Origin of the sequence: Natronomonas halophila, from assembly GCF_013391085.1 — an archaeon.
Taxonomy (GTDB): domain Archaea; phylum Halobacteriota; class Halobacteria; order Halobacteriales; family Haloarculaceae; genus Natronomonas; species Natronomonas halophila.
This window is the reverse complement of the sequence record NZ_CP058334.1, coordinates 326,798-343,789: the sequence shown is the minus strand read 5'-3', so window position 1 is coordinate 343,789 and position 16,992 is coordinate 326,798. Positions and strand designations below refer to the sequence as shown.

At 65.2% G+C, this 16,992-nt stretch carries 20 protein-coding genes; 12 read left to right on the top strand and 8 right to left on the bottom strand.

Annotation, left to right across the window (positions count from 1 at the left end; translation table 11 throughout):
• Positions 1 to 95: 95 nt before the first annotated feature.
• The gene (gene dacZ / locus HWV23_RS01750; RefSeq protein WP_178288751.1) at positions 96 to 905 is read left to right on the top strand and encodes a diadenylate cyclase DacZ; all 810 of its coding nucleotides are present in this window, start codon (positions 96 to 98) and stop codon (positions 903 to 905) included.
• Positions 906 to 907: 2 nt separating this feature from the next.
• Positions 908 to 1,693 (top strand): mechanosensitive ion channel domain-containing protein, encoded by a 786-nt coding sequence (locus HWV23_RS01745; RefSeq protein WP_178288750.1) that lies wholly within the window; start codon positions 908 to 910, stop codon positions 1,691 to 1,693.
• A gap of 9 nt (positions 1,694 to 1,702) precedes the next feature.
• Here HWV23_RS01745 and HWV23_RS01740 read toward each other — a convergent pair whose 3' ends face one another.
• Complete coding sequence (locus tag HWV23_RS01740; protein WP_178288749.1) at positions 1,703 to 2,182, bottom strand: hypothetical protein; 480 nt, start codon at positions 2,180 to 2,182, stop codon at positions 1,703 to 1,705.
• Between the two features lie 105 nt (positions 2,183 to 2,287).
• Here HWV23_RS01740 and HWV23_RS01735 point away from each other — a divergent pair, with 105 nt between their 5' ends.
• Positions 2,288 to 2,512 carry a glycine zipper domain-containing protein gene (locus HWV23_RS01735; RefSeq protein ID WP_178288748.1) on the top strand — a complete coding sequence of 75 codons (225 nt, stop codon included), beginning with the start codon at positions 2,288 to 2,290 and terminating at the stop codon, positions 2,510 to 2,512.
• An 18-nt stretch (positions 2,513 to 2,530) separates the two neighbouring features.
• Here HWV23_RS01735 and HWV23_RS01730 read toward each other — a convergent pair whose 3' ends face one another.
• From HWV23_RS01730 to HWV23_RS01720, 3 genes are read right to left on the bottom strand one after another with little or no spacing between them, the layout of a single operon-like run.
• Complete coding sequence (locus HWV23_RS01730) at positions 2,531 to 3,091, bottom strand: acyltransferase (RefSeq protein WP_246282715.1); 561 nt, start codon at positions 3,089 to 3,091, stop codon at positions 2,531 to 2,533.
• 31 nt (positions 3,092 to 3,122) lie between these two features.
• A complete protein-coding gene (locus HWV23_RS01725; RefSeq protein ID WP_178288747.1) occupies positions 3,123 to 5,105 on the bottom strand; it encodes a DEAD/DEAH box helicase in 1,983 nt (660 codons plus the stop codon).
• Positions 5,106 to 5,153: 48 nt separating this feature from the next.
• Positions 5,154 to 5,399, bottom strand: coding sequence for an Rdx family protein (locus HWV23_RS01720; RefSeq protein ID WP_178288746.1), 246 nt, complete (start codon positions 5,397 to 5,399; stop codon positions 5,154 to 5,156).
• A gap of 110 nt (positions 5,400 to 5,509) precedes the next feature.
• On the opposite strand from HWV23_RS01720, the gene HWV23_RS01715 reads away from it, so the two are divergent.
• The gene (locus tag HWV23_RS01715; RefSeq protein WP_178288745.1) at positions 5,510 to 5,800 is read left to right on the top strand and encodes a DUF5779 family protein; all 291 of its coding nucleotides are present in this window, start codon (positions 5,510 to 5,512) and stop codon (positions 5,798 to 5,800) included.
• A gap of 22 nt (positions 5,801 to 5,822) precedes the next feature.
• Here the strand turns inward: HWV23_RS01715 and HWV23_RS01710 are convergent, their stop codons facing one another.
• Positions 5,823 to 6,524, bottom strand: coding sequence for a VOC family protein (locus HWV23_RS01710; protein ID WP_178288744.1), 702 nt, complete (start codon positions 6,522 to 6,524; stop codon positions 5,823 to 5,825).
• A 129-nt stretch (positions 6,525 to 6,653) separates the two neighbouring features.
• On the opposite strand from HWV23_RS01710, the gene HWV23_RS01705 reads away from it, so the two are divergent.
• Entirely contained in the window at positions 6,654 to 7,319 is a 666-nt protein-coding gene (locus HWV23_RS01705) for a hypothetical protein (protein ID WP_178288743.1), read from the top strand.
• A 72-nt stretch (positions 7,320 to 7,391) separates the two neighbouring features.
• A complete protein-coding gene (locus HWV23_RS01700; protein ID WP_178288742.1) occupies positions 7,392 to 7,811 on the top strand; it encodes a JAB/MPN domain protein-containing protein in 420 nt (139 codons plus the stop codon).
• On the opposite strand, the gene HWV23_RS01695 is transcribed toward HWV23_RS01700, so the two are convergent.
• A complete protein-coding gene (locus HWV23_RS01695; RefSeq protein WP_178288741.1) occupies positions 7,799 to 8,008 on the bottom strand; it encodes a ribbon-helix-helix domain-containing protein in 210 nt (69 codons plus the stop codon). The two genes, HWV23_RS01700 and HWV23_RS01695, sit on opposite strands and share 13 nt — an antisense overlap.
• Before the next feature lie 112 nt (positions 8,009 to 8,120).
• Between HWV23_RS01695 and HWV23_RS01690 the strand changes: the two genes are divergently transcribed.
• The gene (locus HWV23_RS01690) at positions 8,121 to 8,450 is read left to right on the top strand and encodes a hypothetical protein (protein ID WP_178288740.1); all 330 of its coding nucleotides are present in this window, start codon (positions 8,121 to 8,123) and stop codon (positions 8,448 to 8,450) included.
• Here HWV23_RS01690 and aglJ read toward each other — a convergent pair.
• Positions 8,447 to 9,385: an S-layer glycoprotein N-glycosyltransferase AglJ gene (aglJ, locus tag HWV23_RS01685; protein ID WP_178288739.1), complete on the bottom strand. Its 939-nt coding sequence runs from the start codon at positions 9,383 to 9,385 to the stop codon at positions 8,447 to 8,449. The genes HWV23_RS01690 and aglJ overlap by 4 nt on opposite strands.
• 126 nt (positions 9,386 to 9,511) lie before the next feature.
• Between aglJ and HWV23_RS01680 the strand changes: the two genes are divergently transcribed.
• The 3 genes from HWV23_RS01680 to HWV23_RS01670 are packed head-to-tail and all read left to right on the top strand — an operon-like array spanning position 9,512 to position 13,921.
• Positions 9,512 to 12,319 carry an oligosaccharyl transferase, archaeosortase A system-associated gene (locus HWV23_RS01680; protein ID WP_178288738.1) on the top strand — a complete coding sequence of 936 codons (2,808 nt, stop codon included), beginning with the start codon at positions 9,512 to 9,514 and terminating at the stop codon, positions 12,317 to 12,319.
• A 9-nt stretch (positions 12,320 to 12,328) separates the two neighbouring features.
• Complete coding sequence (locus HWV23_RS01675; protein ID WP_178288737.1) at positions 12,329 to 13,273, top strand: DUF368 domain-containing protein; 945 nt, start codon at positions 12,329 to 12,331, stop codon at positions 13,271 to 13,273.
• A 45-nt stretch (positions 13,274 to 13,318) separates the two neighbouring features.
• On the top strand, positions 13,319 to 13,921 hold the full coding sequence (locus HWV23_RS01670) for a rhomboid family intramembrane serine protease (protein ID WP_178288736.1): 603 nt from the start codon (positions 13,319 to 13,321) through the stop codon (positions 13,919 to 13,921).
• A gap of 5 nt (positions 13,922 to 13,926) precedes the next feature.
• Here HWV23_RS01670 and HWV23_RS01665 read toward each other — a convergent pair whose 3' ends face one another.
• Positions 13,927 to 15,135 carry an FAD-dependent oxidoreductase gene (locus HWV23_RS01665; RefSeq protein ID WP_178288735.1) on the bottom strand — a complete coding sequence of 403 codons (1,209 nt, stop codon included), beginning with the start codon at positions 15,133 to 15,135 and terminating at the stop codon, positions 13,927 to 13,929.
• A 104-nt stretch (positions 15,136 to 15,239) separates the two neighbouring features.
• Here HWV23_RS01665 and HWV23_RS01660 point away from each other — a divergent pair, with 104 nt between their 5' ends.
• Positions 15,240 to 16,226: a PLP-dependent cysteine synthase family protein gene (locus HWV23_RS01660; RefSeq protein WP_178288734.1), complete on the top strand. Its 987-nt coding sequence runs from the start codon at positions 15,240 to 15,242 to the stop codon at positions 16,224 to 16,226.
• Positions 16,227 to 16,298: 72 nt separating this feature from the next.
• Positions 16,299 to 16,991 carry an RNase P subunit p30 family protein gene (locus HWV23_RS01655; protein WP_178288733.1) on the top strand — a complete coding sequence of 231 codons (693 nt, stop codon included), beginning with the start codon at positions 16,299 to 16,301 and terminating at the stop codon, positions 16,989 to 16,991.
• The last annotated feature ends 1 nt before the right edge of the window (position 16,992 follow it).

Below are 16,992 nucleotides of genomic sequence, written 5' to 3'. Positions count from 1 at the left end.
CCACGGCGATTCGATGGTTTCAGGACTGTGATAGATGCCCCTCAGTCGTCAGACTCCCCATAAACCTTTTTCCTGTCGGAATCGATAAACGAACGATGAGTGAACTCGGGGACCTGATAGACGATATCGTCGCGGACGTGGACAGCGTGTTTCTGTTTTCCCCGAGCGGCTCGATCTACGAGCGGTTCGCCGAAACGGACACGCCTACGGTCGTTGTTTCGCCGGAAAACGCCGTCGACGCCGAGCAGTACGTCGAGTTACCCCTCGAATTCGAGGACATGCGGGACCGCATCCGGTTCGGCATCGAGGGCGCGCTCGAAAACGAGTTCGTCGAGGAGGGCGACTACGTCGCCTGCGCGGCGAAGATGTTCGCCGAGGACCTCGATACCGTTACGCGCGTCCGCGTCGGCGATTTCGAACACTCGGGCGTCTACGACCTCTTCGTCAACACCCGCCCGGAACCCGGCGTCATCCGGGACGTGCTGGAGGTCGCCATCGAACTCGGCAAGAAGGGCCAGAAGGGCAAACAGGTCGGCGCGCTGTTCGTCGTCGGCGACGCCGGCAAGGTGATGAACAAGTCCCGCCCGCTGTCGTACAACCCCTTCGAGAAGAGTCACGTCCACGTCGGCGACCCCATCGTGAACGTGATGCTCAAGGAATTCTCCCGCCTCGACGGCGCCTTCGTCATCAGCGACTCGGGGAAAATCGTCTCCGCCTACCGCTATCTCGAACCTTCGGCGGAAGGCGTCGACATCCCGAAGGGCCTCGGTGCCCGCCACATGGCGGCCGGCGCCATCACGCGTGATACGAACGCCGTCGCCATCGTCCTCTCGGAGTCCGACGCGCTCGTTCGAGCCTTCACGGGCGGCGAGATCGTCCTCGAACTGGACCCGGAGGATTACTGACGATGGTATCGGTCCGCGAGTGGTTTTCCGGTCTGTCGATACCCGAACAGAACCTCACAATCGCGGTTGCGGTGCTGCTGGCCGGCCTCATTCTGGGGGCAGCGACGGCGTGGCTGGTTCGCCGCATTCTGATGGCCTTCGGCGTCGGTGAGGCCGTCGAAGGCACGCCGTTCGAACGGACCGCTCGCCGCCTCGGCAGTTCGACCGTACGCATTCTCGCATGGCTCTGTGGCCTGTTCGTCTTCATCGTCGCTGCCATCTACGCGGCCGGGACGATGGATATACTCCCCTCCGCCGCGTTCCTGACCGAACTCAGAACCTTCCTCCCGCAACTGTTCATCGCCGTCCTCGTCGTCATCGTCGGCATCCTGCTGGCCGACAAGGCCGAACTCCTCGTCGGCGAACGGCTCCGAAGCATCAAACTCCCCGAGGTGACGCTGCTGCCGACGCTGGTGAAGTTTTCCATCCTGTATATCGCCGCGCTCATCGCCCTCTCACAACTCGGCGTCGCGACGGGCGCGCTGCTCGTGTTGCTCGCGGCCTACGCCTTCGGCATCGTCCTCCTCAGCGGCCTCGCGTTCAAGGACCTGCTGTCGTCGGCCGCCGCCGGCATCTATCTCCTGTTGACCGAACCCTACAGCATCGGCGACGAGGTCGAAATCGACGGCAATCGCGGCATCGTCCAGGAGGTCGACGTCTTCGTCACCTACGTCGAAAGCGAAGGCGAGGAGTACATGATTCCGAATCGGAAGGTCCTCCGGGACGGCGCGATGCGGGTCCGGAGTTGACCCCGGGCACTACGAATCCCGGCCGTTTTCGTCGGCCGGTGCGGTTTCGCTTTCGTCTTCCGTGAGTCGCTGTATCGTGTATCGACCCGCCTGACGGAGGCGACGAACCTGTGGCAGATTGACGACCGTCACTACGAGCGACGAGGCGCCCAAAAGCCCCATGAAGAACAGGCCGGCAGCGAGGAAGACGTCGCCGCCCCGCCAGGTGCTGAGCGCGAAGAAAAAGAAGCCGACGCTGAAACCGGCCTCGATTTTGGCTTCGAGAAGGGAGATGGTCTCGTCGAACTTCCCCAGTCGGTTATCGACCGCCGTCAGCGCCTCGTTGGCCTCCCGGACGGCTTCCTCGGCGTCGCCCTCGATTCGCTCGACGCGGTCGAGCGTCTCGTCCACGTCCTCGACCAGTTTCTCGGCGTTCGTCAGCGCCTCGACGAACCCCTCGTCGCCGAGCAACTCGACCATCTTACGGACGTTCTCGATATCCGAGAGCATACCGAACGGACGGCGGAGAGCCGTATGCCTCTTTGGGAAGTTATGACACAGTTCGTGAGCCAACCGGGGAGTATCCTTTTCCGAACTCCCGGCGATAGTTGAACCATGCGCTCTCGCATCAAGACGGCAGTCGGTCGCGCGAAATACGCAGCCATCGGCGCCGCTATCGGGGCGGCCGTCGGTGGCCTGCTGAGCCGAAACGCGGCGAGTACTGGCGGCGCCGTCGGCGGCCTCGCCGGAGCCACGCTCGGTGAAACGCGGGTCTCTGCCGAAACGTCGTTTGCCGAACTGAAGCAGAAAGTTCAGAGCGAAGTCGCGGCCGAGGACTGAATCGGACCGTCGGACTTCTTATACGTCCTCGATGTCGCTCTCGCCGACCGGTTCGGCCGGCACGCCCGCCCACGTCTCGCCCGGTGGGACGTCCTCGGTAACGAGCGAGTTGGCCGCGACCTGTGCCTCGTCGCCGATAGTCACACCCGGGAGGACGATAGCACCTGCTCCGATCATCGCTCGCTCGCCGACGTGGACTTCCCCAGTTCGGTATTCGTCCTGCAGGAACTCGTGGCACAGCAGCGTCGCGTCGTAGCCGACGATGGCGTCCTCTTCGACGGTCACGAGTTCCGGCCAGAAGACGTCCGGCGTCGATTCCAGTCCCCACGAGACACCAGACTCGACGTCGACGCCGATGCGACTGAGTAGCCAGTTCTTGAGGCGAAGGCTCGGCGAGTGGCGGGCCGCGACGATAAAGGCGTAGTTGAACGCGACCCGAAGGGGATGCTTGGCGTCGGGCCACGACATGAGGGAGTTGCCGGGGCCGGGCGTCGGGTGGCGCGCCAGTCGGTCGTGGCGCCGCTCGCCGGCCGTTTCGTCTCCCTCCGAATCGTCCACCGTGTCGTCGCCGTTCGTCACGACTCGGATATGGCGGCCGACCGGTTTGAAGTTACTCCTCGTCGCTGGCGGCGTCCTCGTCGGCTGCCGTTCCTTCTTCCGGCCCGTTGAGCGTCGCCGTCTCGTCGTCCTCGCCGGCGACGCGCCCGCCGCTGAAGGCCTCGGGTTCGGCCTCACGGACCCTGACGCCGCGTGCCGCGAGATGCTGGGTGCGCTGGCGGGCGAAATCCTCCTCGCGCGTGCCGCGCGTCGCGAGGACGTACATCCGTGCTTTCCCGACGGGTCGCATCGTCCGCCCCGCGCGCTGGGCGCCCTGTCGTCGCGAGCCACCCAGTCCCGAGGCCGCAATGGCGACTTCGGTGTCGGGTAGGTCGATGCCCTCGTCGCCGACCCGCGAGACGACGATGGTATCCAGCGACCCCGAGCGGAACTCACCGAACAGCCGGCTCCGGCGGGCGTGCGGCGTCTCGCCGCTTATAAATGGGACGTTCAGCGCCTCGGCGATGGCGTCGCCCTGGTCGATGAACTCGACGAAGATGATGGCCTTCGAACCGCGGTTGGCCCGGAGGATGGCCTGAATCTCCTGAACCTTCGCGGGGTTGGTCGCCGCGAGTTGGCGTTTCTCGTGGCCCTCGCTGGAGCCGTACTCGTTGCGGTGCATCTCCGAAGCCCACGGGAGGTATCGGAGTTCCACCTCGGGTTCGGCGACGTAGCCGGCCTCGAACAGCGCCTCCCAGTCGGTGCCGATGGGCGGCCCGATGAGGGTGTAAATCTGCTGTTCCTTGTCGTCTTCCCGAATCGGCGTCGCCGAGAGACCGAGGCGATGCTTGGTCTGTAAGTCGGCGCTTCGGCGACTGACCGGCGAGGGGATGTGCTGGCACTCGTCGTAGACGATGAGGCCCCACTTCCGGGAGTCGAAGAGCATCCGATGGCGGTCCATCCCTGCCGTCTGGTAGGTGGCGATGGTGACCGGCCGGATTTCCTTCGACCCGCCGTGGTACTCGCCGATCTGGTCCGGTGTGAGATTGGTGTCTTCGAGGATGCGCTCGTGCCATTGGCTCGCCAAATCGCGGGAGGGAACCAGAATCAGCGTCTCACCTTTGATGTCGGCCATGATGCCGAGCGCGGCGACGGTCTTGCCCGACCCCGGCGGGCCGACGAGAACGCCCGATTTGGCGTCCGCGAAGCGCTGGACCCAGTCGGCCTGATACGGCCGGAGGTCGAGGGTGAGTTCGACGGGCAGAGCGTCGCCGGTTTCGAGGTCTCGGTGGTCCTGTACGGGATAGCCGGCCTCGTAGAGCGTGCGCTTGACTTCGGCCGTCTTGTCGTCGGCGACCCACGCGGTGGTATCGCCGATGCGGGCCCGCAACACGCCGTCGGCGAGGTGCTGTTCGGCGACGTTGCCGAGCAGGTCTGCGCTCTGGGCCTCGAGGACGACGTAGCCGTCCTCGTGGGTCGCAAGCCGGAACTTGTGGGCCCGCTCCCACTGGCCTTCGACCCACTCTTCGAGGGCCTCGTAGCGGCCACCGAGGGCCGACCGCATCGTCGTCCGCAACTCCTCGTAGGTCTCGTGTGGGACGTTCCAGATGTCCTGTTCGCGGACCTCGTAGATGTAACCGGATTCGTGGTTCGTATCCCGGAGATGAGCGAACTGCGAGAGTCGCGCACGGGTGAACTGGGTTGGCTGGTCGGCGATAATCTCCCGGCGCTTCGGGAAGACTGTCAGGCGTTCGCGGGCCGCCGTCTCGCGGTAGTCGCTCGGGAACCAGACGACGGGGTCCCGCTCGGCGTCGAAGCGCGTGAGACGGCCATCGTCGGCGAGCTGCTGCAGGGCTTTTGCCGCCTCGGCCTGTGAGCAGTCGGCGATACGGGCGACTTCGCTGGCGGTCACGACCGGGCGGGCGCGGTCCTCAAGCGCGTCGTAGAAGGTGTCGATGTCGACCGGCGACTCATCGGCCGATGGCCCGGGGTCGTCCTCGCTATCGGCGTCTGCGTCAGTCTCCGTCGGGGGGTCCGTGGCGGCGTCGTCAGTCACTACCCGCCTTACGTGGCGGGCGGACAAAAGCGGCCCGCGTCGGGACGGCTATGCGGAGAGACGCTCTCGGACCGCGGCGACCGCCTCCATCGGGTCGATATCGTCGCTCGGGTCGGCCCGCCAGACGGACTCGCCGTTGACGTTGACTTGGAAGGTACGTTCGCCGGAAGGGTCCAGCGAGATGGCCTCGATTTCGTCGTATTTCCGCAACCGGTCCGAAAGAACGCGCTGTGTCGTCACCGCCTCGCCACCGAGGCGACAGGGTGCGCAATACTCGACGTTGATGTGTACCACACCCGACGGATATACCTCATCAAAAATAAGTCATGAAGCTGTTGGCAGAGTTTGCGAGACACCCTCGGGAGTGGGTAGACTTTTTCCGGTCCGGCGGGACACTCCCGGATATGAGCGATTTAGACCTCGATTTACAGACGGCGGAGGGCGAACTCGACGAACCCGAAAACGGCGGCCGGGTCGTCCTCGGCGTCCTCGATGGAACGACTGACCCCCTCGAATGGGTCGAACACGTCGAAAACGACGACATCCTCGTGTTGAACGTCGAGGGCGACCTGAACGAACTCGCGGCACCCTTCGCCCGCGACATCCGTGACCTCGGCGGCGAACTCATGCACTTCCGGGACTTCCTCGTGGTCTCGCCGCCGGGGCGGGACATCGACACTGACCGACTGGAATAACGAGGCGGCCGCCCGCGAATCGCTACTGGTCGACGAGCGTCAGATAATGCCCGTCCGGGTCGCGAATCCGAAGGCCTTCCTCGACCCGCTCCCGTCTGGTCACGCGTGCAGCGACCGAATCGGCTGCTTGCACGGGATTCTGTGAGACGACGCCGACGTCGACGTGGACGCCGCCGCGAGCGTTGGCGAGGCCGAGATGCGGCTCCCACAGTTCGATATCGAACGGACCGGTCGTCAGCCGCGTCCGCTTGCGGTCTTCGCCCCTGTCGACGACTTCGAACCCGAGGTCGGTATAAAAAGATTCGGCGGTCGGCAGGTCCTCGACCTCGAAGACCACCTCGAAGATGCCCGAAAGCTCCGGGTCGCCGGAGTCGGTGGGGTCGGCCCGACTCCCGACTTCGACGCAGTTGTCCGCCGGGTCGTAGAAATACAACGAACGCATCCCGCCGAAATCCATCTCCTGTAGGTCGAACTCCTCGTCGAGTCGGTCCCACCACGCGTCGTAGGCGTTGGACGGACACGAAAGCGCGTAGTGCGTATGGAGGCCGCCCCGTGGAACGCCGTCCGGTCGACGGAATCGGAGTTCGGAGCCGCCGCCCACGGCAACTGCGACCTCGCGTTCGGATTCGGCGACGACGGGCGTATCGAGAACCCGCCGGTAGAAGTCGACGACAGGCTCGGGATACTTGACCTCAAGCGCCAGCCAGCGACAGGCACCCAGCATGGTAGTCACGCCGGCCCGCGTGGCGATAAACCCCGGGGCTGGCCGGCGTAGAGCCTCACACGGCAGCCGAATGAGAGGGAGTCTGCCGGCACTCGGGGCTTTAAGCGGCTTCCAGCCGTCGAGAGGGATATGCCGATGAAAGCCTCGGGGACGGCTGACCTGACCGTAATCGACCAGCACGACTACGGGGTGGGCTGGCTCGCCTATCCGAACGAGTCGATGCAACGGGCCTCACACGCGGTCGAACGGGACGGCGACGTCTGGCTCATCGACCCCGTCGACGCCGACGGCCTCGATGACCTGCTCGCCGAATACGGCGAGGTAGCGGGCGTCATCGTGCTGTTGGACCGCCACAAGCGCGATTCCGCCGCGATAGCGCGACGACACGACGTCGCCGTCCACGTCCCCTCGTGGATGAGCGGCGTCGAAGAGGATATCGACGCGCCGGTAGAACGGTTCGGCGACGAAATCGCTGGCTTCGAGGCCGAACGGCTGGTCGACAACCCGGCCTGGCAGGAGGCCGCCCTCTTCGATGGCGAGACGCTGGTCGTCCCCGAAGCCCTGGGAACTGTCGATTACTTCACGACATCCGGCGAACGCGTCGGCGTTCACCCGATGTTGCGCTTGCTGCCGCCGAAATCGCTGACCGACTACGACCCCGAACGGCTGCTCGTCGGCCACGGCGAGGGCCTCGATGAGGACGTTCCTGAGGCCATCGACTCCGCGATATCGGGGTCGCGAATCAAAACGCCGCAACTCTACCTGAAGACCGCCAAATCGTTCCTCGGGTTCTGAGGCCCGGAACTGCGGCCACCGGCGCGACCGGACCAACCAAGGTATTTGTGCGCCAGCGCCCCTACAGGGGACGTGGTCTACATCACGCGCGGACTGTTGACTGCCCTGCTGGAGTACGCGGCGGACCGCGACCCGGGGTCAGTGACCGTCGCTCTGGCAACGATGCCGGCGGAGGAGTTCGATACCAACCTCCCGTCGGGGACGCCCGTCTTCACGGATATGTACCTCCCCGATACGGGCGGGTCGGTTACGGCCGTCTTCGGCATGGACCTCTCGACGCCCGATTCGGACGGCCGGTTTCTCTCCCACCCCGAGGGCCACCTCGAATTGACGACGGCGGATGACCTCCATCGGGTCGTTCTCATTGCGGTGCCGCCCTACGACGAGGACAGCGTCGCCGCCTTCAATCGTTCCGGCGAGGAACAGCCGCTAGATATCGTCGATGCTGAACCACCGGCAGGACAGGTCGACGGCGGCGATTACTCCAGGTAGCCGAGTTCCTGCAGTTGCTCGGTAATCTCGTCGAAGTCGGCTTCGGTCAGTTCATCGTGCTGTTGGTGCTGGATAACGATGCTCCGCAGGAGAAAGCGGACGAGGTCGCTCGTCGACGAAAAGCTCGTTCCCTCGATGGTTTCCTCGACGCGGTCGGCCAACTCCTTGGGGATGGACACCGTCGTGTAATCGGTCATACCGACTCGGAGGGGGTCCGAGCGGATAGGCGTTGTCCAACTGGCCGAACCGTTCCCCGCGCTTGTCCGACTCCGTAGGCCTTTACGGTGGTGTGGCTGTTAGCGAGGGGTAATGGGAGTTCGGCCACCACAGCAGAGCGACGACGAGGAGCCGGAAGCCGTCGCGTTCGGCATCGCGGCGCTTGACGCACATCTCGATAACGCGGACCTGACGTTTCCGGTCACACAGGAGACGCTTCTGGAGGAACTCGGCAATCCCGGGATTCCGTACGACGCCGCGGGTGATACCATCTCCCTGAAGCGCGCGCTCGACAACACGCACATCAAACGCTTCGAAACAAGACAGGAGCTATTGAACGTGCTGCATCCGATTTTCGAGGCCGAACGCGAACGCGCGGGAAACTCCGTTTTTGGCCGACTCCGCGCGATGCTTCCCTTCTAGTCGTCCTCGATATCGCGGAGTCGGTCGGAGATGTCGTCGAGTCGCCGGGCCTGCTCGCGGTTGACCGTAACGATGACGTCCGAAAGGACGCCGAACATCAGAATCTGGACCGACAGGAGAATCGTGAACGCCGACAAAAGCGCCATAACCTCCCGGGAAATGCCGTTAACGAAGTACTCGTAGCCGACGAACCCGCCGAGGCCGACGCCGAGGAACATCCCGACGAAGGCGACGCTCCCGAAGTAGAAAATCGGGTTGTTCGTGCGTGCGAGCGTATAGAGGGTCAGGATGATTCGCCCACCGTCCTTCAGTGGGTGGAGGTTCGTCTCCGACCCGCCGGGGCGGGCCCGGTAGCGAATCGGGACGACGTCCGTCTCAAGGCCCTGCCGGACGCATTCGACGGCCAGTTCGGTCTCGATACCGAACCCGTCGGCGTCCAACTGGAACCGCTCGAAGGACTCGCGGGTGAATGCCCGATACCCAGAGAGGATGTCCTTCAGTTTCCGACCGTGAACCACGCCGAACAGGCGGTTTATCAGGCGGTTGCCGACCTTGTTGAGCCGCGTCATCGCGCCGTCTTCCATGTCCGCAAAGCGGTTTCCGATGACGTGGTCGGCCCGCCCGTCGAACAGCGGGTCCAGCATCTGGTCAGCATCTTCGGGCCGATAGGTCCCGTCGCCGTCGGCCATCAGCACGTAAGGCTGGTCGATGTGGTCGACGCCTTCGCGGACGGCCTGTCCCTTGCCGCTTCCCGACTGGATGATGACGTCCGCACCGTGCTCGCGAGCGATGGTTCGCGTATCGTCTTCGGAGTCGCCGTCGACGACGAGGATATGGTCGAACCCGGCCTCGCGGAACCCGTCGATGACGGTCCCGATGGTCTCGGCCTCGTTAAGCGTCGGCAGGAGGACACACACGTCGTCGCGGTCGGGCATCGCCTGTAGGTGCGACACCGAGCCCTAAAAAGGCTGAGTTTCGGGCGGGGCACGGGCGGCGTCGGGACGGCCCCTTCGACGCCCAATGGAAAAGGCTTATGCGCGTTTTGCCAGTGTGTCAGTGCAATGAGTAAGCGGTGGGACCAACTCGAGGAACGACTCGACGATTACGAGTCCCAAATCGACACGGTATACCAACTGTATCACATCCCCGTTCTCGCAGCCCTCATGGTCTTCATGCTGTGGGTCCGGGTGCGCCACTATAGCCGGCATATCGGCCCGGACGGCCAGCCGCTCTACCGCGGCAACGACCCGTTCTACCACTACCGGTCTACGAACTACGTCATCGAGAACTACCCGTTCACCATGCCGTTCGACCCCTGGACCGGCTTCGACGCCGGCCAACAGGTCGGGCAGTTCGGCACGCTGTTCGACCAGGTCGTCGCGACGGCGGCGCTCATCGTCGGCTTCGGGTCGCCCGACCAATCGACCATCGTCATGACCACGCTCATGGCAGTACCGGTCATCGGCACGCTCTGTGCCATCCCGGTCTACTTCATCGGCAAGCGCCTGGGCGGTCGGTTCGGCGGCCTCATCGGCGTCGTCATTCTGGCGCTCACGCCGGGAAGCTTCCTCTCCCGCAGTGTCGCCGGCTTCTTCGACCACCACATCGCCGAGGCGCTCGGCGCGTTCGTCGCTCTCTGGATCGGGATGGTCATGGTGACCGTCGCTCAGCGGGAGCAACCGATATACGAGTTCATCGAAACCCGGGAGTTCGACCTCCTGAAACGTCCCCTGAAGTGGGGCGTCGCCTTCGGCATCGCTATCGTGCTGACGATTCTCGTCTGGCCGCCGGCGATGTTCCTCTTCGGCATCTTCGCCGTCTTCCTGTTCGTCCACCTCTCGGCGGAGTTCGTCCGTGGCTACAGCCCCGACCACGTTGCCATCCCGGCGACCGTCTCCATGCTCGTCGCCGCGGTTCTACTCCTTCCCTTTATGGGTGCCTCCGGGTTCGAAACGACCAGCATCTCCGTTGCCCAACCGTTCCTCGCACTCGCAGTCGCGTTCGGGACCGTATTCATGGCGGCCGTCGCCCGGTTCTGGGACCGTCTCGACGACGTGCCCCGAATCGCCTATCCTGCAGGTATTCTCGGCGTTGGCCTCGTTGCAATCGGCGTCGTGGCGATTGCAGCGCCTGATGTTATTGACTACTTCACCCGACAGGTTCTCCGAATCGCCGGCCTCGGCTCGACCGACACCGCAGCAACCGTCGGCGAGGCACAGGCCGTCTCGAACCCCGGACAGTTCTTCTACGGAAGCTACGGCCTCGCCTTCGTCACCGCGCTCGGGGGCTTCGTTCTGCTCGCTTACCAGGGACTCGCCGCCGAACGCCCCCGTGCGGAACAGCTTCTCGTCCTCGTGTTTGCGGTGATGATGCTGCTCTTTACGCTCACCCAGAACCGCTTCGACTACTACTTCGTGGCGGCAGTCGGTGCCGGAAACGCGGTCCTCGTCGGCTGGATCTACAACTTCGTCGACCTCGACGACGTCCGACGCGACATCGCGAACGTCAAACCGTATCAGATCCTCATCGTCGTCGCCATCCTCTTCGTCGTCGCCGGCCCCCTCGTCGCAACCGGCGCGACGGTCAGTGCTGCGGACCAATCCTCACAGCCCGGCAGCATGCAGCAATGGGATAGCAGCCTCGATTGGATGAATGAGAACACGCCCGCGCCGGGCGCATACGGTAGTGGCGCGGAGGACACCCGTCTCGAGTACTACGGCACCTACGAGCCGACTCAGGACTTCGAGTACCAGGACGGCGAATACGGCGTCCTCGCGTGGTGGGACTACGGCCACTACATCACCACTCGCGGCGAGCGAATCCCGGTCGCCAACCCATTCCAGCAGCACGCCACCGAGTCCGCCGACTTCCTGCTCGCGGACAACGAAACCGAATCCCTCGAAATACTCGAAGAGGACAGCAGTGAGGGCGAGGGCGTCCGCTACGTCATGGTCGATTACCAGCTCGGCTTCGCCGGCACGCTCAAGTACAACGCGCCGACCGCCTTCGAATCCGAGCACAACGTCAGTGACGGTGACGTCGGCGTAACCGTCATCGACCCACAGACTGGCCGGCCGCTGTACGGTGCCGAGACCCAGCGTGGCTTCGAGAGCATGCGCGTCCGGCTCTATCAGCACCACGGCAGTGCGATGGAACCATCGCGGTTCGTCATGCGGTTCGACCAATACAATTCCACGGCGGGCGTCGCCACACCGGATGAAGAACAGCTATATGAACCGTACAACTCCTCGGAGGAGGCCCGTCAGGCAGCCCAACAGGATCCAAATGCCATCCACGGTGGTGTCTTCGGCCAGCCCAGCGAGCGCATCAAAGCCCTCGAGCACTTCCGACTGGTCCACGCCAGCGAATACGACCGACCAGCACCCCTCGTCCGGGCCACCGTCCCTCGTGAGCGGTGGGAAGATGTGCCGCAGCACTCGTGGGTGAAGACCTTCGAGCGCGTCGAGGGTGCGAAAATCGAGGGAACAGGTCCCGCCAACACCGAGGTCCAGGCCAGCGTCGTGATGGAGATCGACTCGACCGGCGAAACGTTCGTCTACAACCAGTTCGCCCAGACCGACGACGAGGGTAACTGGGAGATGACGGTCCCCTACTCGACGACCGGCTACGACGAGTACGGAACCGACGCCGGTTACACGAACGTCTCCGTGCGTGCGAACAGCTCCTACGAGTTCCTCGCGGTCGAAAGCGAGGAAGACAGCCCGCTCGGGACGCCCTGGAGTGCGCCCGCGGAGGTGACCGAGGGACAGGTCCTCGGCGAGAACGACACCACCGTGCAGGTCGACCTTCAGGAGGGTCGCACGCCCCAGACCGGCCAACAGAACAGCGGTAACAGCACTTCCGAGTAACGCACCTCGATGGACTCACCAACCGGCGTTCGGGCGTGGCTAACCGTCTACCTGAAGGGCGCCTGCATGGGCGCCGCCGATACCGTCCCCGGCGTCTCCGGTGGGACCATCGCCGTCATCGTCGGCATCTACGAGCGACTCATTACTGCGCTTACTTCCTTCGAACCGAGCGTCGTCCGCGAACTGCTGCGAATCCATACTGTCGAGGGGCGGGCCACCCTGACCGACGAACTCGTTCGGATGGACGTGCCCTTCCTCTGCGTCCTCGGCGCGGGCGTTCTCTCGGCGGCCGCGACCATCGCGACGGTGATGCATACCGCCGTCGTCGAGTATCCCGCACCGACCTACGCGTTCTTCTTCGGGCTTATCGCGGCGTCGGCGGTCGTTCTCTATCGACACGTCGACGCCCGAACGCCGCGGCGCGCAGTCGTCGGCGTCGTCGGCTTTCTCCTCGCCTTCGCGGTTACCGACCCCGCGTTGAACGGGGCGACCGGGTCCTCGCTGCCGATGCTGTTCGTCGCCGGCGCAATCGGTATCTCGGCGATGGTCTTGCCGGGGATTTCGGGCGCTTTCCTCCTGCTCGTGTTGGGTCAATACGAATACATCAGCGGCCTGCCGCGGCGCGCCTTCGAGGGTGTTATCGCCGCGGTTGGCGGGGATACGGGGCCACTACTGTCGACGCTGCCGCCGCTTGCGGTCTTCCTCGGCGGCGCGGTCGTCGGCGTCTTCTCGGTCGCCTACGCGGTCCGGGCGGCACTGGACCGATATCGGGAAGCAACACTCGTCTTCCTCGTCAGCTTGATGCTCGGGGCGCTCCGGTTGCCCGCTACCGAGGTCGCGACGAATGTCGAGGGGTCGGCGGCGACCGTGGCGCTCGTGGTCCTCGGCCCGCTCGTGGTCGGTGCGGGCGTGGTCTTCGTGCTCGATTACTACACCGACGACCTCGAATACTGACGCCTCGGCCGCGGCGTTGAAATCGGACGCGTTCGAATCAGGGGTATGGACGGCTATCCGACGATGACGACGCTGGCGCTTTTCGCCGTCGTCTTCCTCACGCAGGTCTACGGAACCGCTGTCGGCCTCAGTGCGTCCGTCTTCACGCTCGCGCTGCCCCTCGACCACCAGCCGTGGACGCTCGTCGTCAGCGTCTACGCCCACGCGGACCTCCGCCATCTGGCGGCCAACACTATCGCCTTGGCCGTCGTCGGACCGGCGGTGGCGTATCTCTCGACGCCGCTTCGCTATCACGCCTTCTTCGTCGTTTCGGGAGCGCTGGCTGGAATCGCGCAGGTCGCCGTCATGGCGCCGTTCGGCAGCGGGTCGGTTATCGGGGCTAGCGGCGCCATCTTCGGGCTGTTCGGCTACCTGCTCGTCGGGAACCCCGCATCGAACCGCGTGCTTTCGTGGGTGTCTCTCGGCTTCCGTGGCACACTACTCATCTTCGGCGTACTGGGTGGTCTGCTCACCCTCGCGACGGCCTCGCCGGGTGTTGCGCTCGTCGCCCACTTCACCGGGTTCCTCGTCGGCGCAGTCGCCGGACGGTATCGGCTCCTACATGCGACGAGTCCCGAAGCAGGCGACAGGAACGCAGAGACAGCTTAAGTCGTTCAAACGACGTCCTCGTCGGCCGGGTGGTTGGTACAGAACTCCGCGACGAGAGCGTCGAGAGTATCGGCGTCGCCGGCCGGCAGCGACTCCTCGGCAGTTCGACACGGTTCGTCGATGCCGAGACTTTCGCAGACGGTGTCAGCGACCGCTTCGGCCATCAGCCGGTAGGTCGTGAGTTTGCCTCCGGTGACCGTCGTCATGCCCGGCCGACCATCCTCGGCGCCGACGAATATCTGAAATCCACGGGATGCATCCCGACCGTGTCCGTCGGCGCCGCCGTACAGCGGGCGAACGCCCCAGTAGACGCGGTTGATATCCGCCTCGGCGACTGCCGGTAGCATGGCGGCGCCCTCTTCGAGCATCGCCGCGACGGCCTCGCTAGATGCGTCGCCGTCGTCCTCGGTCGCCGCGTCTGAGTCGTCGACTGGCGTGCTCGTCGTCCCGAGGATGACGCCGTGTTCGTGGGGGACGGCGATATCGCCGTCCGTGGGCGGCCGACAGCGATTGATAACGGGGGTGACGGTCGGTCGGTCGACCGCGACCATGACGCCCTTCGTCGGTGCCATCTCGATGTCGAGGCCTGCCATCGCGGCTATCTCGCCGGCCCATGCGCCCGCGGCGTTGACGACGTGGTCCGCGGCGACGAACTCGCCGTCGGCTTCGACGCCGACGACACGGCCGTTCTCGATACGGATGTCCTCTATCGGCGTGTTCGTCCGGAGCGTAGCGCCGTGCTGCCGGGCGCTTTCGGCCGTTGCCGCGACGAGTCGCGAGGGGTAGATGGCGCCATCCGGCACCTCGAAGGCGCGCTGGAGGTCCACCGTGAGTTCGGGCACTCGGTCACGCGCTTCGCTCGCCGACAGTTCCGTGGCGGGGATATCCAACTCGCGGCAGGCTTCGATTCGGGCCTCGAAATGGTCGGGGTCGTCCTCGTCCAGTTGGACGAACAGGCCGCCGGTTTCCTCGATGGCGGCGCCGCCGATGTCACGGAGGATGCGGTTCTCCTGAATACAGTGGGCCGCGCCTTCGGGGTCGGCAGTCGCATAGCGGGCGCCGCTGTGCAGGAGGCCGTGTGAGCGGCCGGTGGTTCCGGACCCGAGGCCGCCGCGTTCGAAGAGCGTCACGTCGAGGCCGCGCATGGCGAGGTCGCGGACGATTCCGACGCCCGTCGCGCCCCCGCCGACAACGATTACGTCCGTATCGGTCATATCGGGCGTTTGGCCGGCCGGTCGCTTCAGGTTGTCCGTCCGCCGTTCGGACGACGTGTCGGGGCTGCCCCAGGCTTTTGGCTGCCCGCCGCGATTCGTCGGGTATGGACCTCGCGGAAATCGGCGGGACGCCGCTCGTGGAACTGGACCTCGGCGTCGCGCCGACCGTCTACGGAAAGGCCGAGTGGTTCAATCTCGGGTCGATGCCCCACGGCGGCGGGTCGGTCAAGGCCCGCATCGCCAAGGCGATGCTCGATGCCGCCGAAGCCCGTGGCGACCTCGACGGTAATCCGACGGTTCTGGAGGCTTCCAGCGGCAACACCGGGGCCGCAGTCGCTCGTATCGGCACCGAACGGGGCTACGACGTCGAAATCGTCGCACCCGACGACGCTGGTCGGGGAAAACTGGACGCGGTTCGGGACGCCGGCGCCGAGGTGCGGACGGTATCAAGCGACCGCGGCTACGATGCCTTCGTCGAGAAGCGGGACCGCCTCGCTGCCGAGTTTCCCGACCGATACCACAAGCTCGACCAGTATTCGGACCCGGCGAATCCGGCCGTTCACGCGGCCACGACGGCCGTCGAAATTCACCGCCAGACGGATGGTGAGGTGACGGCCTTCGTCGGCGGCATGGGGTCGGCCGGCACCGTCGTCGGCGTCGGGACGGCCCTCTCCGACCGCGGCGTCTCGGTCCACGGCTACGAACCGGCCGACAGCGCCCACGACATCGCGGGGCTCAAGGCCATGCACGTCCCCGAGAAGTTCGTCCCGGCGAACTACGACCCCGCCGTCGTCGACGACAACCACGTCGTCGACACGCCGGAGGCTCACGAATTCGCCCGCCTGCTCCGGGAGCGACACGCCGACGAGATTCCGATTCGGGATGCGGGGCAGTGGTCCGAGGACGCCGTCCGCGACCACCTGCGCGTCGACGGCGAGTTCCTCGTCGGCCCATCCAGCGGCGGGTGTGCGGCGCTTATCGACCGCCTCGACCGACGCGGGGCTTTCGATGCCGACGACGTGGTCGTCTTCCCGCTTGCCGACCGCGGGGACCGCTATCCCGACCGCGAGTTGTGGTCGGACGTCCTCTGACCCCGCGGCAGCGACGCCCGTGACTCGTGGCGAGACACAACACAAAAGAGCGGGCCGCACCGATTCACGGCCATGTACGAGGGCGTCCACGCACACCCCGACGGCGAAGCCACCGTCGCTCGGCTGGCCAAGACAGCCGCCGAGTACGGTTACGACGGGGTAGTCGTTCGCAATCACGGCGACGCCCAGACCGAATACGACGCCGCGGCTATCGGCGAAGAGTACGACATCGACGTGGCCGCTGGCATCGAAATCCGAACCGACGAGGCCGGCCAGGCCAGCGGCCTCATCGGGAATTATCGCTCGAAGCGGGACGTCATCTGTGTCCACGGCGGGTCGCTCAATCGCTTCGCCGTCGAACAACCGAAGGTGGACGTCCTCGCCCATCCGATGCGCGACGGCGACGTGAATCACGTGTTGGCGAAGGCCGCCGCCGAGAACGGCGTCCACATGGAGTTCAACTTCGGCCGGGTGTTCCGCGCCGACGGCGGCCCGCGCGTGCAGGCGATTCAGGGGCTCCGCAAACTCCGGGAACTCGTCGACCAGTACGACGTCCCCTACGTCGTGACCGCCGACCCCTATAGCCACCTCCAGTTGCGCGGCCCGCGGGAGTTGCTCGCCGTCGGCGAAACCGTCGGCTTCGACCGGGAGGCCATCGAAATCGGGCTGAACGCGTGGGGCGATATCGTGGAACGCAACCGACGCCGACAGTCCGACGCCTACATCGAACCCGGGGTTCGCATCGAGACGGACGACGACGGCTGAG

Coding starts and splice junctions, on each gene's coding strand:
- HWV23_RS01695 (WP_178288741.1), bottom strand. CDS start 8,008: ATGACCGATTACACGACGGTGTCCATCCCCAAGGAGTTGGCCGACCGC.
- HWV23_RS01665 (WP_178288735.1), bottom strand. CDS start 15,135: ATGACCGATACGGACGTAATCGTTGTCGGCGGGGGCGCGACGGGCGTC.
- HWV23_RS01715 (WP_178288745.1), top strand. CDS start 5,510: ATGAGCGATTTAGACCTCGATTTACAGACGGCGGAGGGCGAACTCGAC.
- HWV23_RS01655 (WP_178288733.1), top strand. CDS start 16,299: ATGTACGAGGGCGTCCACGCACACCCCGACGGCGAAGCCACCGTCGCT.
- HWV23_RS01735 (WP_178288748.1), top strand. CDS start 2,288: ATGCGCTCTCGCATCAAGACGGCAGTCGGTCGCGCGAAATACGCAGCC.
- HWV23_RS01690 (WP_178288740.1), top strand. CDS start 8,121: ATGGGAGTTCGGCCACCACAGCAGAGCGACGACGAGGAGCCGGAAGCC.
- HWV23_RS01675 (WP_178288737.1), top strand. CDS start 12,329: ATGGACTCACCAACCGGCGTTCGGGCGTGGCTAACCGTCTACCTGAAG.
- HWV23_RS01705 (WP_178288743.1), top strand. CDS start 6,654: ATGCCGATGAAAGCCTCGGGGACGGCTGACCTGACCGTAATCGACCAG.
- HWV23_RS01660 (WP_178288734.1), top strand. CDS start 15,240: ATGGACCTCGCGGAAATCGGCGGGACGCCGCTCGTGGAACTGGACCTC.
- aglJ (WP_178288739.1), bottom strand. CDS start 9,385: ATGCCCGACCGCGACGACGTGTGTGTCCTCCTGCCGACGCTTAACGAG.
- HWV23_RS01670 (WP_178288736.1), top strand. CDS start 13,319: ATGGACGGCTATCCGACGATGACGACGCTGGCGCTTTTCGCCGTCGTC.
- HWV23_RS01745 (WP_178288750.1), top strand. CDS start 908: ATGGTATCGGTCCGCGAGTGGTTTTCCGGTCTGTCGATACCCGAACAG.
- HWV23_RS01710 (WP_178288744.1), bottom strand. CDS start 6,524: ATGCTGGGTGCCTGTCGCTGGCTGGCGCTTGAGGTCAAGTATCCCGAG.
- dacZ (WP_178288751.1), top strand. CDS start 96: ATGAGTGAACTCGGGGACCTGATAGACGATATCGTCGCGGACGTGGAC.
- HWV23_RS01680 (WP_178288738.1), top strand. CDS start 9,512: ATGAGTAAGCGGTGGGACCAACTCGAGGAACGACTCGACGATTACGAG.
- HWV23_RS01740 (WP_178288749.1), bottom strand. CDS start 2,182: ATGCTCTCGGATATCGAGAACGTCCGTAAGATGGTCGAGTTGCTCGGC.